The sequence below is a fragment of the Corallococcus terminator genome (genome assembly GCF_049194865.1).
Lineage (GTDB): Bacteria > Myxococcota > Myxococcia > Myxococcales > Myxococcaceae > Myxococcus > Myxococcus terminator_A.
Map to the genome: position 1 here is coordinate 1 of NZ_JBLZWL010000066.1, position 16,065 is coordinate 16,065.

The following is a 16,065-nucleotide window of genomic DNA, read 5'->3' on the forward strand; positions in this document are numbered from 1 at the left end:
ACTTCCGCGCGGACGCCTCGCCGCTGACGTGGCTGATGAAGATCGCCACGCACCACTGTCTCAACCAGCTCCGCTCGGAGCGGGCGGGCTGGCGACAGTGGTTCGAGCGGGACGAGGCGGCGCGCTCGGAAGGCCACGGTGGGCCCGGAGAGATGGAGACGCGGGACCTGGTGCGCCGGCTGTTGTCCCGGGTGGATGAGGAGACGCAGGCGGCGGTGGTGCACTACCACGTGGATGGGATGACGTTGGAAGAGGTGGCCGCGTTGCTGGGGCGCTCGGTGCCCACGATTCGTAAACGGCTGGAGCGCTTCGCCGAGCTGGGTGGAGAGGAGCTGAGGGTCCGATGAGCGCGCACGAGTCGGAGTGGACACTGCGACGCCTGCACGCCGGTGAGCTGGCCTCACCCGAGGCCACTCGCGCCAGCACCCACGCGGCGAGCTGCGACACCTGCGGCGCCGTGCTGCGCGGGCTCGAGTCGAACCAGGCCCGCTTCGAGGCGGAGCTCCCCTTCGAGCGCTTCGAGCTGGGAGTGCAGCGCGCGCAGGAGCGACAGCAGAGGCGGGAAGCGCTGAAGCCTTCACCCCGGCGCTGGGTGGCGCCGACGGTGGCGCTGGCCGCGTCGGTGCTGATGGTGGTGCTGGCCCGGCCGCTGCTGGACCAGGGCCCGGGTTGGGACCGGAGCAAGGGCAGCGGAGTCGTGGCGGAGCTGCGCATCGGCGGAGGTCCCGGCCCCCAGCGAGAGGTGAAGCCCGAGTCCATCGAGGCCCTGGAGCCGGGCGAGCGGGTGATGCTGGGCTACAAGGCGGGCACGCACCGGTACGTGGCCGCGGTGTCCGTGGATGCCATCGGCGACGTGACGGCGCTGCATCCGGAGTCCGGCGCGAGCACGCCCGTGGAGCCCGGCGCGGACCTGCAGTGGCTGCAAGGGAGCTGGGAGCTCACCGGCTCCGGTGCCGAGCGCGTGGTGCTGGTGCTCGGCGACGAGCCCTTCACGGTGGAGTCGCTGGTGGAGGCGACGCGGCGCGCGTTCACCGCCGCCAACGGCGAGGTGGAGCGGATGTCCCAGCTCGACGTGCCGGGTGCGCAGACGCACTGGGTGCTGTTCAAGCCATGAGCGCTCCCCTGTTTCATGGCTGGCGCGCGCTGGCCTCCCTCCTCGTGCTCGTGGCCTCGGCCGCGCATGCGGACAGCCTGCGCCGCTTCGCGCTGGTGGCGGGCAACGACGAGGGCGGCGACGAGACGCGGCCCCTGCGCTTCGCTCAGGACGACGCGCGAAAGATGCACGGCCTACTGACGCGCCTGGGCGGAGTCGCGCCCGGCGACGCGAAGCTGCTGCTCAACGAGTCCTCCAAGGACTTCCTCGCGGCGCTGATGGCCCTGGAGGCGCGGGCGAAGGAGGCGCAAGCGCGAGGTGAGCGCACAGCGCTGCTCGTCTACTACTCCGGCCACGCGAAGGACGGCACGCTGCGGCTGGGCAACACGCGGCTGGGCTTCGAGGACCTCAAGCAACGGCTGTCGAATGCGCCCGCGGACATCCGCATCGCGATTCTCGACTCGTGCCGTTCCGGGGCGCTGACGCGCACCAAGGGCGCGCGACGGGCCCCCGCGTTCGAAATCGAGTCCGGCGCGGCGCGCGACGCACGGGGGCTGGTCATCCTCACCTCCAGCTCGGCGGACGAGGACTCGCAGGAGTCGGACGCGCTGAGCGGCAGCTACTTCTCCCACCACCTGGCCAGCGGCCTGCTGGGGGACGCGGACAGGAGTGGTGACGGACGGGTGACGCTCTTCGAGGCGTACTCGCATGCCTACGCCCGCACGGTGGCGGACACGGCGGCCAGCAGCGGGGGCGCGCAGCATCCGACGTTCAGCTACGACCTGGCGGGCAACGGGGACCTGGTGTTGACGGACCTGCGCGCGGGGGGTGACGGACTGGTGGTGCCCGGCCTCGCGCCCTCGGGCACGTATTACTTCGTGGACCCCGCGGGCCTGGTGGTGGCGGAGCTCGACAAGCGGCCCGACGTGGAGCGCCGCGTGGCGCTCGCGCCGGGCACGTACCGCGTGAAGCGGCGGCTGTCGGACCGGCTGCGCATCGGCGAGGTGGAGGTCGCCCGAGGACGGCAGGTGGTGCTGGAGGAGGCGCGGCTGCGAGACGCGCCGTTCTCCGACGACCCGGTGAAGGGCGCGGCGCCGGAGGGCGGTGCGTGGTGGACGGTGGGCCTGTCCGGAGGCGTGCAGTCGTTCCTCGATGCGCCCACGCGCGACACGCTGTTTCTGTCCGTGGGGATGCTGGGCGCGGAGGCCCAGTTGCACGATTACTTCCGCCGCGATTGGGTGTGGGGCGTGGACGTGGCGGTGGGCGGGAAGCAGGCGGTGCTGGACCTGCCCACGCTGTCGGGGCCCGCGTACCGGTACTCGGTGACGAGCCTGGGCACGACACTCACCTCGGAGTGGCCCCTAGGACGCGTGGCCCCGTTCGTGGGCGCGCGGATGGCGTATCAGGTGATGCGGCGCGACTTCACGGACGAGGCGTATCCGGACCAGAAGTTCGCCATGTTCTCGCCAGGCGTGGTGGCCGGCCTGCGCTGGCAGCCCCTGCGGCGCTTGCACGTGACGGGCAGGGGCCGACTCCACTACCTCCTCTACACCGTGGACGAGCAGCGCTCCCTGGGCTTCTGGGAACTGAGCGCGCTCATCACGTACCAGCCATGAAGGAGCCTTCGATGCGACACCTGGCACCTGCCTGTCTCCTGTTGGCCCTGACCGCGTGCGGCGGCGACTTCTCCAATGACGACCTGGAGTTCCTCAACGCCCTGCCCCAGCGCGAGGACCTCTCGGTGACGACCCCCGGTGAACGCATGGGCGGCCGCACGGGCCAGCGCCTGGCGCGCCAGGGCAAGGTGGGGAGCCACAGCGCCCTCTGGGCGAAGCTGGGCGAGGCGTCGGCCCTCGTCGGAAACACCGACGAGACAGGAGAGAGCTTCAACGAGTCGATTGGCGGCATTCTCGACTCCGTGGAGAGCATCACCCGGCTGACCCCGACGACGCGCGAGCCGAACCGCAGGGTGTGGGGCCCCGTCCTGGGCAAGAACGACATGAAGTTCGACAGCCGCTTCGTGATGACCCGCGAAGGCGAGCGGTTCAACTACCAGACGCAGTACCGCCGCGTCGGAGGGGGCGAGGACGACTGGTGGAGCTTCCTCGAAGGCACCTTCCAGGCCGACGGCGGCGTCAGGAAGGGGACGGGTCGCCTCTACATCGACTGGAAGCGCGCGCGGGAAGAAGCGTGGCTCTTCTCCGTCGACTTCCTGGACGGACAGGAGATCCGCTACCAGACGCAGCGGCTTCCGACGAAGGTGGAGCTGGAGTACTTCGGCCCCCTGCCGGACCTCTTCCCGGGCCGGTACATCTACCGCGAGGCGGAGGGGGACCTGGCGGAGATGACCTTCGAGCTGCGGGACACTGACTTCGTGCCGGGAGGACTGAAGGAGAACGTGGCGCTCGTCACCCGCTGGGCGCCGGACGGACGGGGCACGGCCTTCCTGGAGGTCCTCTCGGGGGACATCGTCGGGGCGAAGTACACCGAGTGCTGGGACGCGCAGGGCCGCGTGACGTTCATCTCCCGGAGCTGGGACTTCCTCAATCCGACGGAGGGCGTGCGCGCCTCCTGCCCGGACATGTCGGCGCTGGACCGGTAACCGGCCAACCCTCCGAGCGGAAGCGCGCGGGACACCCTGGGCCGCGTGCACGGCTGGTATAGAGTCCGCCGCCATGAGCGAGCAGCAGGGCAAGAGTACGGAGCAGACAGCGCGGCCGGGAACCTGGGCCAGTCTGGCGCGGGCCATGGCCTCCTGGCGGACAGCCTCCGTCACCCTGCTCTCGTTCTCCTCGGGTCTGCCGCTCGGCCTGGTGTGGATCGCCATCCCCGACTGGCTTCGCAGCATCGGCGTGGACATCCGCGTGGTGGGCATCATCACGCTCGCGCAGGCGCCGTGGTCCTTCAAGTTCCTCTGGTCGCCGCTGATGGACCGCTACGTGCCGCCCTTCTGGGGCCGGCGACGAGGCTGGATGGCGGTGGCGCAGGTGGCCCTCTTCGCCACGACCTTGGCGCTGGCGGGAATCGGAGAACATCCGGAGACGGCGTGGGTGGTGGGCGCGCTGGCCATGGCGGTGGCGTTCTCCGCGGCGACGCAGGACATCGCCATCGACGCGTACGCGGTGGAGGTGCTGCGCAAGGAGGAGCAGGGCGTGGCGGTGGGCGCGCGCGTGGCGGTGTACCGCGCGGCCATGTTCATCGCGGGCTCGGCGGCGATTACGCTCGCGGGCCGCGTGTCGTGGAAGTGGGTCGTCATCGGGCTGGCGGTGCTGTACCTGCCCATGCTCATCGTCACCCGCTTCGCGCCGGAGCCGGAGGAGACCTTCACTCCGCCCAAGTCCCTCAAGGACGCCGTCTGGTATCCCTTCGTGGGCTTCCTCGCGCGGCACCGGGCGCTCGAAATCCTCGCCTTCGTCTTCCTCTACAAGCTGGCCGACAACCTCGGCGGCACGCTCTTGCGGCCCTTCCTGGTGGACATGGGCTACAGCGACCTGCACCGTGGCGTGGCCCTGGGCACCATCGGCCTGTTCGGCACCATCGCCGGCACGCTGGTGGGTGGCGCGTGGACGACGGTGCTGGGCCTGGGCCGCGCGCTCTGGGTGTTCGGCGTCATCCAGATTGTGTCCAACATCGGCTACGTGCTCGTCGCGCGCGCCGGAGCCCCCACGCCGTGGCTGATGTACATCGCCATCGGCTTCGAGAACGTGACGCAGGGCCTGGGCACCGGCGCCTTCTCCGTGCTGCTGATGCGGCTGACGCAGAAGCGCTTCTCCGCCACCCAGTTCGCGCTGCTCTCCAGCCTCTTCTCCATTCCGCGCGTCGTCGCGGGCCCCATCGCCGGCTTCCTCGTGTACTCCATCGGGTGGGAGCCCTTCTTCTGGTTCACCATGGTGGGCGGCATCCCCGGCCTGCTGCTGCTCGCGCGCTTCGTGCCGCTGGGCGTGAAGGACCCGGACTTCGACGTGCAGAGCCGCCCCACCACTCGCGCCGTCACGCGCCCCGTCCTGCTGGGCAGCGCGGCCTTCGCGGCCGTGGTGGGCATGGTGCTGGGCGCGATGACGACGGCGCTGCTCACCGCCGTGCAGAACCTGCGAAAGACACCCGAGAAGGGCTTCGACTTCGCCACGCCCTTCACCGCGCTGTTCCAGCCCTCGGGTGTCACCGACTGGGTGACGCTGGCCGGCATCGTCGTCTTCGGGTTGACGGTGGGCCTGCTCACCGCGGCCGTGCTCGCCGCGCGCTCCGGGGCGTTCTACCTGCCCGAGCAGGAGGCGCCCCCCACCCCCTCCGGCGCCGCCGGCTCGTAGCGAGGCACCCGCTTCGAGTCCGGGAGGGTCTGGGTCCACCCGAGGACAGCTCCCTCACAAGGGTTGTCCATCCGTCGCGCGGCGCGTTTATGTTGGCGGCGACATGGCCCATCCCCTCGCTGGAAAGCTCCCGCCGGAAGACCTCCTCATCGACCCCGAGAAGCTGCGCGCGCGCTACTACGCGGAGCGTCCCGACGTGGCCGTGCCCGAGCAGCGTGTCGCCTTCGGCACGTCCGGCCACCGAGGTTCCGCCGCGCGCACCAGCTTCAACGAGGCCCACATCGTCGCGGTGACACAGGCCATCTGCGAGTACCGCCAGCAGCAGGGCATCGACGGGCCGCTGTACCTGGGCATGGACACCCATGCGCTGTCCGCGCCCGCGCAGCAGACGGCGCTCGAGGTGCTGGCCGCCAACGGCGTCCAGGTGCGCTTCACCGACGGCGCCACGCCCACGCCCGTCATCTCCCACGCCATCCTCACGTACAACCGCGGCCGGGGCGCCTCGGGGCTCGCGGACGGCATCGTCATCACCCCGTCCCACAACCCGCCCGAGGACGGCGGCATCAAATACAACCCGCCCAACGGCGGCCCCGCGGACACGAATGTCACCTCGGGCATCGAGCGCCGCGCCAACGCGCTGCTCGGCACCGGCAACGCGGGCGTGAAGCGCACGCCGTACGAGAAGGCGCGCACGGCCCCGACGGTGAAGCCCTACGACTTCATCACGCCCTACGTGGAGGACCTGGGCACCGTGGTGGACATGGAGGCGCTGCGCGGCGCGAAGCTGCACATCGGCGCGGATCCGCTGGGCGGCGCCAACGTCGCCTACTGGGAGCCCATCGCCACGCGCTACGGCTTGAACCTGCGCGTGGTGAACCCCACGGTGGACCCGACGTTCCGCTTCATGCCGGTGGACCATGACGGGAAGATCCGCATGGACTGCTCGTCGCCGTACGCCATGGCGAATCTGGTGAAGCTCAAGGACCAGTACGACATCGCCTTCGGCAACGACGCGGACTCGGACCGGCACGGCATCGTCACCCGCTCCATCGGGTTGATGAACCCCAACCACTACCTCGCGGTGGCCATCAACTACCTGTTCCAGAACCGGCCCGGCTGGAAGGCGGACACCGCCGTGGGCAAGACGCTGGTGAGCAGCGGCCTCATCGACCGCGTGGCCGGAAGCCTGGGCCGCCGCGTCGTCGAGGTGCCGGTGGGCTTCAAGTGGTTCGTGGACGGGCTGCTGGATGGCTCGCTCGGCTTCGGCGGCGAGGAGAGCGCGGGCGCGTCCTTCCTGCGCCGTGACGGCACCGTGTGGACCACCGACAAGGACGGCATGCTGCTGGACCTGCTCGCGGTGGAGATCCTCGCGCGCACCGGCAAGGACCCGGGACAGCACTACCAGGAGCTGGCGGGGCGCTTCGGCACGCCGTACTACGCGCGCATCGACCAGGCGGCCACGCCCGCGCAGAAGTCCGTGCTGAAGAAGCTCTCACCAGAGGCGGTGAAGGCCACGAGCCTCGCCGGAGAGCCCATCCTCCAGCGCCTCACGCGCGCACCCGGCAACGACGCGGACATCGGCGGGCTCAAGGTGGTGGCGCAGAACGGCTGGTTCGCCGCGCGGCCGTCGGGCACCGAGGACGTGTACAAGATCTACGCGGAGAGCTTCCGCGACGACGCCCACCTCCAGGCCATCCTCCAGGAAGCGCGCGCCATCGTCGACACGGCCTTCGCGGGGGCGTAGGACTCCCGGTCCATGGTGAAGACCGTCCTGATGTACGTGCTCGGCCTGTTCATGGTGGCCGGTGGCATCAATCACTTCGTGAACCCGCGCCCCTACGTGCGGATGATGCCGCCGTACCTGCCGTGGCACGGCCCGCTGGTGTTCCTGAGCGGCGTGGCGGAGGTCCTGCTGGGCGTGGGCCTGCTGGTGCCGGCCACGCGCGTGGTGTCGGCCTGGGGACTCATCGCCCTGTTCGTCGCCATCTTCCCGGCCAACCTCCAGATGGCCCTCCAGCCCGAGCGCTTCAAGAAGGTGCCCGCTCCCCTGCTCTGGGCCCGGCTGCCCCTCCAGGTCGTCCTCATCGCCTGGGCCTGGTGGTACACCTGATCCACGCAATCCGCGTGTCCATGGCGGGACGGCGCCTGTCCGCCGGGTGGCCCTGCCCGTGCGTCCTTCCTTGACTCCCCTCGGGGTGGTCTTTAGTTTTCACCGTTTCAGGTAGCCCCACCGAAATCCGAAGGACGTTCCATGGCTCGCGTTACAGTCGAAGACTGCCTCCCCCTCGTCGACAACCGTTTCGCGCTGGTGCTGCTCGGTGCGAAGCGCGCGCGTCAGCTGATGGCCGGCGCCCGCCCCATCATCGAGAGCTCCAAGAACAAGCCCCCCGTGCTGTCCCTGCGCGAGGTGGCCACCGGCCGCGTGAAGTTCGACCGCGACGTGCGCGAGGCGCTCTCCGGGAAGTACACCCCCGAAGACGCCCGCAAGTAGTCGTAAGTCCTAGGTTCCCTTCCCCTCGGGCCTCACGGCCGGGGAAGGGGCCTCCGGGATGAGCCCCTGGGCGCGCATCCACCGCACGGCGCGCGCGGCGACGGCCTTCTCTCCCTTGTAGCCGAGCAGCGGCACCAACTGCACCACCGGCACCCAGCGCACCTCATCCACCTCCACGCGCGGCCCCGGCAGCGGCCCCAGCGCGCCTTCCTGGTACCGGAAGAGGAAGAAGTGGACGCGCTTGAAGATGCGCTGCCCCCGGAACTGGTAGACGTAGCGAATCTCGCCCAGCGGCGCGACGAGCGCGGCGGTGAGGCCCGTCTCCTCGTGCACCTCGCGGCTCGCCGTCTGCTCCGGCGTCTCGCCCGGGTCCACATGCCCCTTGGGCAGCGCCCACAGGGGACGGCCATGCGGACGGATGACGACCACCTCCCAGGTGCCGTCACTCTCCCGGATGACAATCCCGCCTGCGGACGCCTCGCGTGGCATGCCCACCCACCCTAACCGAAGGCGGAGGGCCGCGGGGACTCAACCACCGTGGACGAAGTGACTCAGCTTCGCTTCCGCCCCCAGCCGGTAGGCGTACCGGAGGTCCGACAGGAGCCGGTCCAACCGCCGCCCGGAGATGTGCCCCATCATCCGCGAGCAGAAGCGCCGGGAGACGCGGTTGGCCTCCTCGTACCGCCAGCGCTCCTGGGAGGACAGCTTCTCCCGGTAGGACACCCGGTCGAACAGCCGGGTGAGCAGCTCCTGCGCCCAGGCCCCCACGCCCTCCCCCCAGCGAGGCAGCAGGCAGATGGCGAACTTGTCCACCTCCGCCTGGGCCTCCAGCTCCAGCAGCGACACCGTCCGCCCGTGCGCCGCCGTGTGGGCCATGTAGAGGAAGTGGCTGACGCCCTCGGCCACCTGGCAGTAGCCCCCAAGGTCCCCATCCAGCAGGTACCCCAGCGGCCCGGCCTCATAGGGCTTCAGCCTGTCGAGCAGCGCGGGGGACAGGTACAGCGCCATCTCCAGCGCGTCCTCCGACTCGTGCACGAGCAGCTCCTCGTCGCCTCGGCCCGTGGACCCCAGTTGGACGGCGGCCTCCGTGTCCACCACGAAGACCTCCGCCCGAGCCTCGCACGTGAAGCCATAGATGGCCTCCAGGTGGTCCTGAACGCGGCCAATCATCGCGACCTCCGTGCCACGGCTAGTTGGGGAGCTGCCCCTTCGCGTGCGGCATCATCCCGGCGTCCACCAGCACGCGCTCCAGCCTGTCGTTCCCCGTGCGCGCCCACGACTCGTACACCTTCAAGGCCCCGGAGGGCCCGGCCTGGACCATGCCTCGCGCCGAGATCTCCTCCAGCACCTCCACCACCGCGCGGAACTTGTCGCACAGCTCCCGGTACACCCCCGCGAAGCCCGTCCGCGGCGCCAGGTCCGCCACCTGGCCGTACGCGGTGCCTCCCATCTGGATGTAATAGTCCGGACCCACCACCCCACCCTGGAGCGCGCCGGAGAAGAAGCCCACGGTGTACAGGGAGACATCTCCCAGCCGCCGCAGCGTCCGGATGCGCGCCTCGCGCTCTTGCTGGAGCGCCTGGTGGTAGAGCAGCGCCAGGGACTCGCGGCCCTTGCGGCCGTCCTCCTGGCGGTCGAACAGCATGTCGGTGCTGGCGAAGTCCGCCAGCAGGTTCACCAGATAGAACTCCGTCACCTCTTCCAGCGAGACGCGCTGGCGCGAAGTGACCTCGTCCAGGAGCGACTTGAAGAACTCCTTCAGCGACAGGGACGCCACCAGTTGACTCATCGACACTCCCGTCCTTCCACCCGGCCGACAGCGCCTTTGGGAATAAGGGAACGGTAGCAATCGACCCCCCATGTCGCAAAATCAGGTTTCAATGATTCCAAGCACTTGCGCTAGCACTCGACCTCTGAGAGTGCCAATTTCCGCACGCGAGGCAGCGAGCAGCCGTCCTCCGTCGGGGGGTGCTCGGTGCGGGGAAAAAAGCAGCAATGCCAAGCGTTTGGCATGTCGAAGCGCGGGCCGTCAGCGTCGCTTGACGGGTCGACTTCCCTGGTTATTATCCGCCGCGCCTAGGCGTTAGCACTCGCGAGGTGCGAGTGCTAAATGCCGCGGGTCGTCACGGCCCTTTTCAACCCCCAGTGGCGCCGAGAGCCGCCCGGAACCCCCGGACGGAGAGCGCCCATCAAGGAGAAGACCATGAAGTTTCGTCCCCTGCAGGATCGGCTCGTCGTGAAGCGGGTCGCCGAGGAGAACAAGACCAAGGGCGGCCTCTTCATCCCGGACACCGCGAAGGAGAAGCCCCTCGAGGGCAAGGTCATCGCCGTCGGCAACGGCAAGGTCCTGGAGGACGGCAAGGTGCGTCCCCTCGACATCAAGGCTGGCGACAGCGTCCTCTTCAGCAAGTACGCCGGGACCGAGATCAAGCTCGACGGCGAGGACCACCTCATCCTCCGTGAAGAGGATGTGCTCGGCGTCATCGAGAAGTAGTCCTCCTCCCCCACCCCCTTCACTCAAGGAATCCCCATCATGGCGAAGGACCTGCTTTTCGACGTACGCGCCCGCGAGGCCATCCTCCGTGGCGTCAACATCCTGGCCGACGCGGTCAAGGTGACCCTCGGCCCCAAGGGCCGTAACGTCGTCATCGAGAAGAGCTTCGGCTCCCCCACCATCACCAAGGACGGTGTGACGGTGGCGAAGGAAATCGAACTGGAGAACAAGTTCGAGAACATGGGCGCGCAGATGGTGAAGGAGGTCGCGTCCAAGACCTCCGACGTCGCCGGTGACGGCACCACCACCGCCACGGTGCTGGCGCAGGCCATCTTCCGCGAGGGCGCGAAGCTGGTGGCCGCCGGGCACAACCCGATGGACATCAAGCGCGGCATCGACAAGGCCGTCGCCATCATCGTCGCGGAGCTGAAGAAGCTCGCGAAGCCGACGAAGGACAAGAAGGAGATCGCGCAGGTTGGCACCATCTCCGCCAACGGCGACGCCACCATCGGCCAGATCATCGCGGACGCGATGGAGAAGGTCGGCAAGGAGGGCGTCATCACGGTGGAGGAGGCCAAGGGCCTGGAGACGACGCTGGACGTCGTCGAAGGCATGCAGTTCGACCGCGGCTACCTGTCTCCGTACTTCGTGACGGACCCGGAGCGGATGGAGGCGGTGCTGAACGACGCGCTCATCCTCATCCACGAGAAGAAGATCTCCTCGATGAAGGACCTCCTGCCCATCCTGGAGCAGGTCGCTCGCGCTGGTAAGCCCCTGCTCATCATCGCCGAGGAGGTCGAGGGCGAGGCCCTGGCCACCCTCGTCGTGAACAAGATCCGCGGCGTGCTGAACGTGTGCGCGGTGAAGGCGCCGGGCTTCGGCGACCGCCGCAAGGCCATCCTCGAGGACATCGCCACCCTGACGGGCGGCCGGTTGATCGCCGAGGACCTGGGCATCAAGCTGGACACGCTGACCCTGCAGGACCTGGGCAAGGCCAAGCGCATCACCGTCGACAAGGACAACACCACCGTCGTCGACGGCGCGGGCAGCCAGCCGGAGATCGAGGCGCGCGTGAAGCAGATCCGCGCCCAGGTCGAGGAGACCACCAGCGACTACGACCGCGAGAAGCTCCAGGAGCGCCTGGCGAAGCTCGTGGGCGGCGTGGCCGTCATCAACGTCGGCGCGGCCACTGAGACGGAGATGAAGGAGAAGAAGGCCCGCGTGGAGGACGCGCTCAACGCGACCCGCGCGGCCGTCGAGGAGGGCGTGGTTCCTGGCGGCGGCGTGGCCTACATCCGGTGCCTCAAGGCGCTGGAGGGTCACACGTTCGTCGAGGGTGAGAAGTTCGGCGTGGACATCATCCGCCGCGCCGTCGAGGAGCCCCTGCGCCAGATCGTCGGCAACGGCGGCCTCGAGGGCAGCGTCATCGTCAACAAGGTCAAGGAAGGCACGGGCTCGTTCGGCTTCAACGCCGCGACGGGCGCGTACGAGGACCTGCTGGCCGCGGGCGTCATCGACCCGGCCAAGGTGAGCCGCACGGCGCTGCAGAACTCCGCGTCCGTGGCGTCCCTGATGCTGACCACCGAGGCGATGGTGGCCGAGCGTCCGAAGGACGAGAAGGACGCCCCCGCCGGCGGTGGCGGCATGGGCGGCATGGGCGGCATGGGCGGCATGGGCATGTAGTCGCCCCCCACCCCTGGCTTGCGTCAGGGGTGGACGCTCCACCGACGGCCTCCGGTTCCTCTCAGGGAGCCGGGGGCCGTCGTGCTTTCATGCGCCCGGTGGCGCGCGGAAGGCCACGCCCTTACGTTGGGAATCAAGGAGGAGACACCGTGAAGCCCGTGAAGATCTACACCACGAACTACTGTGGTTTTTGCGTCCGCGCGAAGGACCTGCTCAAGCGCAAGGGCGTGGACTACGAGGAGCTGGACGTCACCGGAGACGACGACACGCGCGCGAAGCTGGTGGAGATGAGCGGAGGCCAGCGCACCGTGCCCCAAATCTTCATCGGTGAGACGCACATCGGCGGGTACTCGGACCTGGCCCAGTTGGACAAGGAAGGCAAGCTGGAGCCCATGCTCCAGGCTTGAGTCGCGAGCAGGCGGGCGAGCGCCCTTCGCGGGGCTGCTCGCCGCGCCGTGCCTACCTTAGCGCCATGGCAGACCACCCATTCTCGGGAGGCGGCAATGGCAGGTGAGGACGCGCACTACAACGTCATCAGCACGCTGTATCACCTGCTCAAGGGCGCCTCGACGGCGGAGCAGTTCATCCAGGACGCGGAGCAAGCGGGAGACCCGGAGCTGGCGCAGTTCTTCCGCGACTGGCGGGAAGAGCAGCGTGACCTGGCGGAGCGGGCGAAGAATCTCCTGAGCGCGCGACTGGGGACGCCAGAGCAGGCCTCGGACACGGGCACGTCCAGCGGGCGCAAGCGCGCGGCGGGCTCCGGCAAGGCCGCTCCGAAGAAGGGCCCCGTGCACCGGGACCAGAGCAACGCGGGGGTGAAGTCAGGGGGAACCAGCTCGGACGACCTGGTCGACGAGCTCTCCAAGGAGTCCTTCCCCGCCAGCGACTCGCCCGCGACGTACTGATTGGACCTCGTCCGCGCGTGACGCTGGATTCGCGCAGGGTGTTCGTCTTGGATGCCGGCCGTGAGCTTCTTGAGCGGCCCTTCCCACCCTGGACGACGACTTCCGGCGCACGCGCGGCCGGAGAACGCCCGAGGGCCGCGCGGCTGCGCGACGCTGCGCTTGCACGGCGACGAACGTGCGCTGGTGGACAATCCCCGACCAACCCGAGCACGAACTCCCCAGACGTCCATGGCGTACTGGGGCCACGTGCACGTGCGCCGGGAACCCGCCAACGACTCACCGCTGTCTCCCCGACTCCGGGCCCCGCGCTCGGGGCTTTTATTCTTCCGAGGGAGGCTCGCGTGCAACAGCCCTCCAGGAAGAATCTTCCACTCTTGTTGCCCTGAGCCGATGGGGCACGAGCAGATGGTGCGTCGGGCTTGCCCGCCCGGTCCCCTCGCACCTAAAGAGGACCCATGATGGAACCCAGGCCCGAGGTCACCCAGACCACCCAGACGGACAAAGACGAAGGCCGCACCACCCGCATCCCCATTCACGAGTGGACCGTGGAGGTGGTGTCTGGCCCCGACAAGGGCAAGAAGGTGACCACCCAGGATGGCTTGGTGCGGGTGGGCTCGGACCCCGCGAGCGACCTGGTGTTGACGGACACCACGGTGAGCCGCCGCCACCTCGAGGTGGAGCGCACGCCGCGCGGACTGCTGCTGCGCGACACCGGCAGCCGCAACGGAACCTTCCTCGACGGGCGACAGGTGCTCCAGGCGTACCTGGGGCGCGGCGACAAGGTCGAGCTCGGCAAGACGAAGCTGGCCGTGAAGGTGGCCGCCAAGCCCACCGAGGTGGAGCTGGCGGGGGCCGAGTCCTTCGGCGCGCTGGTGGGCTCCTCGGAGAAGATGCGCTGGGTCTTCACGGAGCTGCGGCGCGTGGCCCGCGAGGACATGAGCCTGCTCATCGAGGGCGAGACGGGCACCGGCAAGGAGCTGGCGGCGCGCGCGGTGCATCAGCACTCGTCGCGGCGTCACGGCCCCTTCAAGGTGGTCGACTGCAACCTCATCTCCGAGGAGAAGGCGGAGCGGGAGCTGTTCGGTGGCCTGCGCGCGAGCGACCCGGAGGACAAGGAGGCGCGCGGCGTCTTCGAGGCCGCCCGGGGAGGCACCCTCTTCCTGGATGAGGTGGGCGAGCTGCCGCTGATGGTGCAGGGCAAGCTCTTGCGCGTGCTGGACGCGCGCGAGGTGCCCTCGCTGGACGGCCAGCCGGTGCCGGTGGACGTGCGCGTCATCGCCTCCACGCACCGCAACCTGGAGGAGGACGTGCGCCAGGGCCGCTTCCGCGCGGACCTGTACTTCCGCCTGGCCGTCGCGCGCGTGCGCCTGCCGCCCCTGCGCACCCGTCGCGAGGACCTTCCCTCGCTGGCGCAGGCCCTGTCCCAGACGCTGCGCGCCAGCGTGACGCTGACGCCCCAGACGCTCGCGCTCTTCGAGGGCTACGACTGGCCGGGCAACGTGCGCGAGCTGCGCAACGTGCTGGAGCGCGGCGCGCTGATGGAGGAGACGGGCAACACCAGCTGGCTGGACTTCCTCGCCCAGCCGTCGCGCCGCCCGGAGGGCCAGCCGCCCGGCACCCACGTGGCCACGCTCGTCACCGGCATGCCGTACCACGAGGCGAAGGACAGGGTGCTGGCCGACTTCGAGCGCCTCTACTTCGCCGAGGTGATGCGCACGGTGGGCTTCGACATGAAGGCCGCCGAGCAGCGCACCGGGTTGTCCATGCAGAGCCTCTACCGCCTGCTCAAGAAGAACGGGCTTCGCCTCAAGGACCTCAAGAACGCCGAGGGCCTGGAGAAGTGAGTGCCCCCTCGCAGTTCCACCCCAGGGAGAACAACCGCATGTTGCGTCGTCTCGTCGTAGCCTCCGTCGTCTTCACCGCCGCCTGCGCCGGTCAGCAGAAGCCCACCGAGAGCGCCGACACGGCTGGCAAGCCGCAGACCACCGAGGAGCGCGTGCGCATTGGCAATCAGCCCGCGTTCGACGTGGCCACCTGCTTCCCGCGCGAGCTGAACCTGCCGCCGTCCAACCAGGGCGTGCTGGTGGGCGCCATGCTCACCACCCGGCCGGAAGTGCTGGAGTGTCTCGTGTCCCCGCAGAACCGGGGCCCCGCAGAGAAGACGGTGGCCACGGTGAAGACCACCGTGACGGACGCGGGCGCCACGCACGCAATCACGGGGGAGAACCTCACCCCCACGGGCACCCAGTGCATCCAGGCCGTGGTGGACAAGCTCGTCAAGCCGCAGCCCCTGTCCAAGGGCGCACAGCCGCTGGAGTCCACGGCGACCTTCGAGCACGACACCACGGCCAGCGCCACGGTGAAGTTCGGCGTCAACGACGGCTCGGACTTCTCCGGCGCCGTCCGCCTGGCCCAGCAGGGCTGGTGCGACTGCTACGCCAACTACAAGTCGCAGACGCCCCCGGTGCTGACGTCCCACATGACGCTCACCAAGGGCCAGCCCGTCGCCGAGGTGACGTTCGACGCCTCCGGGAGCACCGAGGGTGACCAGCTCGCCGCGTGCCTCAAGACGAAGGTCGTCGCCGTGCCCGCCAAGCTGGCCACGGACAAGCTGAGCTATCCGCACCGCTTCGTCCACTTCAACTCGGGCGCCACCGAGGCCGCCAGCGCGCTGCCTCCCCAGCTGCGCTTCTTCCAGCTCGAGGTCGTCCGCAACCAGCGCGCCGCGGACGCGGCCATCGCCTTCGGTGCCCGCGCGGCGGCCGCCGAGTCCTTCGAGGCCGTGGTGGCCAAGTACCAGAAGACCAAGGACTACAAGCTGTTCGACGAGCTGGCCGGCAAGTGCACCGCGCTGGTGGAGGCCGCGCAGAGCTGGGTGAAGGCGCTGGAGGCTCAGCAGTCCGTGGACCAGGCCTCCGTGGCGCTGGTGCAGGAGCTGAAGACGACGGACGCCGAGGGTTGGACGCCGGTGGAGACGGCCAGCCAGACGGCTTTGACGAACACCCAGAAGGACCTGACGGCCGCCCAGGCCCGCGCGGATGCGGACCAGAAGGCCTGCCCGAAGAAGTCCTACAAGGGCAAGTAGTCCCCAG

17 protein-coding genes are annotated in these 16,065 nt (G+C 69.4%); 14 read left to right on the forward strand and 3 right to left on the reverse strand.

Translation table 11 applies throughout. From position 1 onward, the window contains the following. The 8 genes from ACN469_RS21300 to rpoZ form a co-directional block, all read left to right on the forward strand. Positions 1-347: RNA polymerase sigma factor (locus ACN469_RS21300; RefSeq protein ID WP_498770574.1), on the forward strand; the 347-nt coding region annotated here is incomplete at its 5' end. After that, a complete protein-coding gene (locus tag ACN469_RS21305) occupies positions 344-1,114 on the forward strand; it encodes an ACP synthase (protein ID WP_498770575.1) in 771 nt (256 codons plus the stop codon). The genes ACN469_RS21300 and ACN469_RS21305, both read left to right, overlap by 4 nt. Beyond that, the gene (locus tag ACN469_RS21310) at positions 1,111-2,709 is read left to right on the forward strand and encodes a caspase family protein (protein WP_498770576.1); all 1,599 of its coding nucleotides are present in this window, start codon (positions 1,111-1,113) and stop codon (positions 2,707-2,709) included. Before ACN469_RS21305 ends, ACN469_RS21310 begins: the two co-directional genes overlap by 4 nt. Before the next feature lie 11 nt (positions 2,710-2,720). Beyond that, positions 2,721-3,695: a hypothetical protein gene (locus ACN469_RS21315; protein ID WP_498770577.1), complete on the forward strand. Its 975-nt coding sequence runs from the start codon at positions 2,721-2,723 to the stop codon at positions 3,693-3,695. 73 nt (positions 3,696-3,768) lie between these two features. Next, positions 3,769-5,400 carry an AmpG family muropeptide MFS transporter gene (locus ACN469_RS21320; protein ID WP_498770578.1) on the forward strand — a complete coding sequence of 544 codons (1,632 nt, stop codon included), beginning with the start codon at positions 3,769-3,771 and terminating at the stop codon, positions 5,398-5,400. A 103-nt stretch (positions 5,401-5,503) separates the two neighbouring features. Beyond that, on the forward strand, positions 5,504-7,144 hold the full coding sequence (gene pgm / locus ACN469_RS21325) for a phosphoglucomutase (alpha-D-glucose-1,6-bisphosphate-dependent) (RefSeq protein WP_498770579.1): 1,641 nt from the start codon (positions 5,504-5,506) through the stop codon (positions 7,142-7,144). 12 nt (positions 7,145-7,156) lie between these two features. Beyond that, complete coding sequence (locus ACN469_RS21330; RefSeq protein WP_498770580.1) at positions 7,157-7,510, forward strand: DoxX family protein; 354 nt, start codon at positions 7,157-7,159, stop codon at positions 7,508-7,510. A gap of 141 nt (positions 7,511-7,651) precedes the next feature. Further along, the gene (rpoZ, locus tag ACN469_RS21335) at positions 7,652-7,891 is read left to right on the forward strand and encodes a DNA-directed RNA polymerase subunit omega (RefSeq protein WP_141644810.1); all 240 of its coding nucleotides are present in this window, start codon (positions 7,652-7,654) and stop codon (positions 7,889-7,891) included. Between the two features lie 9 nt (positions 7,892-7,900). Here the strand turns inward: rpoZ and ACN469_RS21340 are convergent, their stop codons facing one another. From ACN469_RS21340 to ACN469_RS21350, 3 genes are read right to left on the reverse strand one after another with little or no spacing between them, the layout of a single operon-like run. After that, a complete protein-coding gene (locus ACN469_RS21340; protein ID WP_163862602.1) occupies positions 7,901-8,380 on the reverse strand; it encodes an NUDIX hydrolase in 480 nt (159 codons plus the stop codon). 39 nt (positions 8,381-8,419) lie between these two features. After that, positions 8,420-9,061 (reverse strand): hypothetical protein, encoded by a 642-nt coding sequence (locus ACN469_RS21345; protein WP_498770581.1) that lies wholly within the window; start codon positions 9,059-9,061, stop codon positions 8,420-8,422. A 19-nt stretch (positions 9,062-9,080) separates the two neighbouring features. Further along, complete coding sequence (locus ACN469_RS21350) at positions 9,081-9,680, reverse strand: hypothetical protein (protein WP_498770582.1); 600 nt, start codon at positions 9,678-9,680, stop codon at positions 9,081-9,083. Between the two features lie 414 nt (positions 9,681-10,094). Here ACN469_RS21350 and groES point away from each other — a divergent pair, with 414 nt between their 5' ends. The 6 genes from groES (at position 10,095) to ACN469_RS21380 (ending at position 16,058) form a co-directional block, all read left to right on the forward strand. Beyond that, positions 10,095-10,385, forward strand: a complete 291-nt coding sequence (gene groES, locus ACN469_RS21355; RefSeq protein WP_498770583.1) for a co-chaperone GroES — start codon at positions 10,095-10,097, stop codon at positions 10,383-10,385. Positions 10,386-10,424: 39 nt separating this feature from the next. Next, on the forward strand, positions 10,425-12,068 hold the full coding sequence (gene groL / locus ACN469_RS21360; RefSeq protein WP_498770584.1) for a chaperonin GroEL: 1,644 nt from the start codon (positions 10,425-10,427) through the stop codon (positions 12,066-12,068). 149 nt (positions 12,069-12,217) lie between these two features. After that, complete coding sequence (grxC, locus tag ACN469_RS21365; RefSeq protein WP_498770585.1) at positions 12,218-12,475, forward strand: glutaredoxin 3; 258 nt, start codon at positions 12,218-12,220, stop codon at positions 12,473-12,475. A gap of 96 nt (positions 12,476-12,571) precedes the next feature. Next, entirely contained in the window at positions 12,572-12,973 is a 402-nt protein-coding gene (locus ACN469_RS21370) for a hypothetical protein (RefSeq protein WP_498770586.1), read from the forward strand. A gap of 458 nt (positions 12,974-13,431) precedes the next feature. Next, a complete protein-coding gene (locus tag ACN469_RS21375; protein WP_498770611.1) occupies positions 13,432-14,817 on the forward strand; it encodes an FHA and sigma-54 interaction domain-containing protein in 1,386 nt (461 codons plus the stop codon). A gap of 38 nt (positions 14,818-14,855) precedes the next feature. Continuing rightward, entirely contained in the window at positions 14,856-16,058 is a 1,203-nt protein-coding gene (locus tag ACN469_RS21380; protein WP_498770587.1) for a hypothetical protein, read from the forward strand. Positions 16,059-16,065: the final 7 nt, after the last annotated feature.

Bases quoted from the DNA above. Each gene is read 5' to 3' on its own strand.
- ACN469_RS21315 (WP_498770577.1), top strand. From the start codon at position 2,721: ATGCGACACCTGGCACCTGCCTGTCTCCTGTTGGCCCTGACCGCGTGC.
- rpoZ (WP_141644810.1), top strand. From the start codon at position 7,652: ATGGCTCGCGTTACAGTCGAAGACTGCCTCCCCCTCGTCGACAACCGT.
- ACN469_RS21350 (WP_498770582.1), bottom strand. From the start codon at position 9,680: ATGAGTCAACTGGTGGCGTCCCTGTCGCTGAAGGAGTTCTTCAAGTCG.
- ACN469_RS21330 (WP_498770580.1), top strand. From the start codon at position 7,157: ATGGTGAAGACCGTCCTGATGTACGTGCTCGGCCTGTTCATGGTGGCC.
- ACN469_RS21380 (WP_498770587.1), top strand. From the start codon at position 14,856: ATGTTGCGTCGTCTCGTCGTAGCCTCCGTCGTCTTCACCGCCGCCTGC.
- ACN469_RS21370 (WP_498770586.1), top strand. From the start codon at position 12,572: ATGGCAGGTGAGGACGCGCACTACAACGTCATCAGCACGCTGTATCAC.
- groL (WP_498770584.1), top strand. From the start codon at position 10,425: ATGGCGAAGGACCTGCTTTTCGACGTACGCGCCCGCGAGGCCATCCTC.
- ACN469_RS21375 (WP_498770611.1), top strand. From the start codon at position 13,432: ATGGAACCCAGGCCCGAGGTCACCCAGACCACCCAGACGGACAAAGAC.
- ACN469_RS21320 (WP_498770578.1), top strand. From the start codon at position 3,769: ATGAGCGAGCAGCAGGGCAAGAGTACGGAGCAGACAGCGCGGCCGGGA.
- ACN469_RS21345 (WP_498770581.1), bottom strand. From the start codon at position 9,061: ATGATTGGCCGCGTTCAGGACCACCTGGAGGCCATCTATGGCTTCACG.
- pgm (WP_498770579.1), top strand. From the start codon at position 5,504: ATGGCCCATCCCCTCGCTGGAAAGCTCCCGCCGGAAGACCTCCTCATC.
- ACN469_RS21305 (WP_498770575.1), top strand. From the start codon at position 344: ATGAGCGCGCACGAGTCGGAGTGGACACTGCGACGCCTGCACGCCGGT.
- ACN469_RS21340 (WP_163862602.1), bottom strand. From the start codon at position 8,380: ATGCCACGCGAGGCGTCCGCAGGCGGGATTGTCATCCGGGAGAGTGAC.
- ACN469_RS21310 (WP_498770576.1), top strand. From the start codon at position 1,111: ATGAGCGCTCCCCTGTTTCATGGCTGGCGCGCGCTGGCCTCCCTCCTC.
- groES (WP_498770583.1), top strand. From the start codon at position 10,095: ATGAAGTTTCGTCCCCTGCAGGATCGGCTCGTCGTGAAGCGGGTCGCC.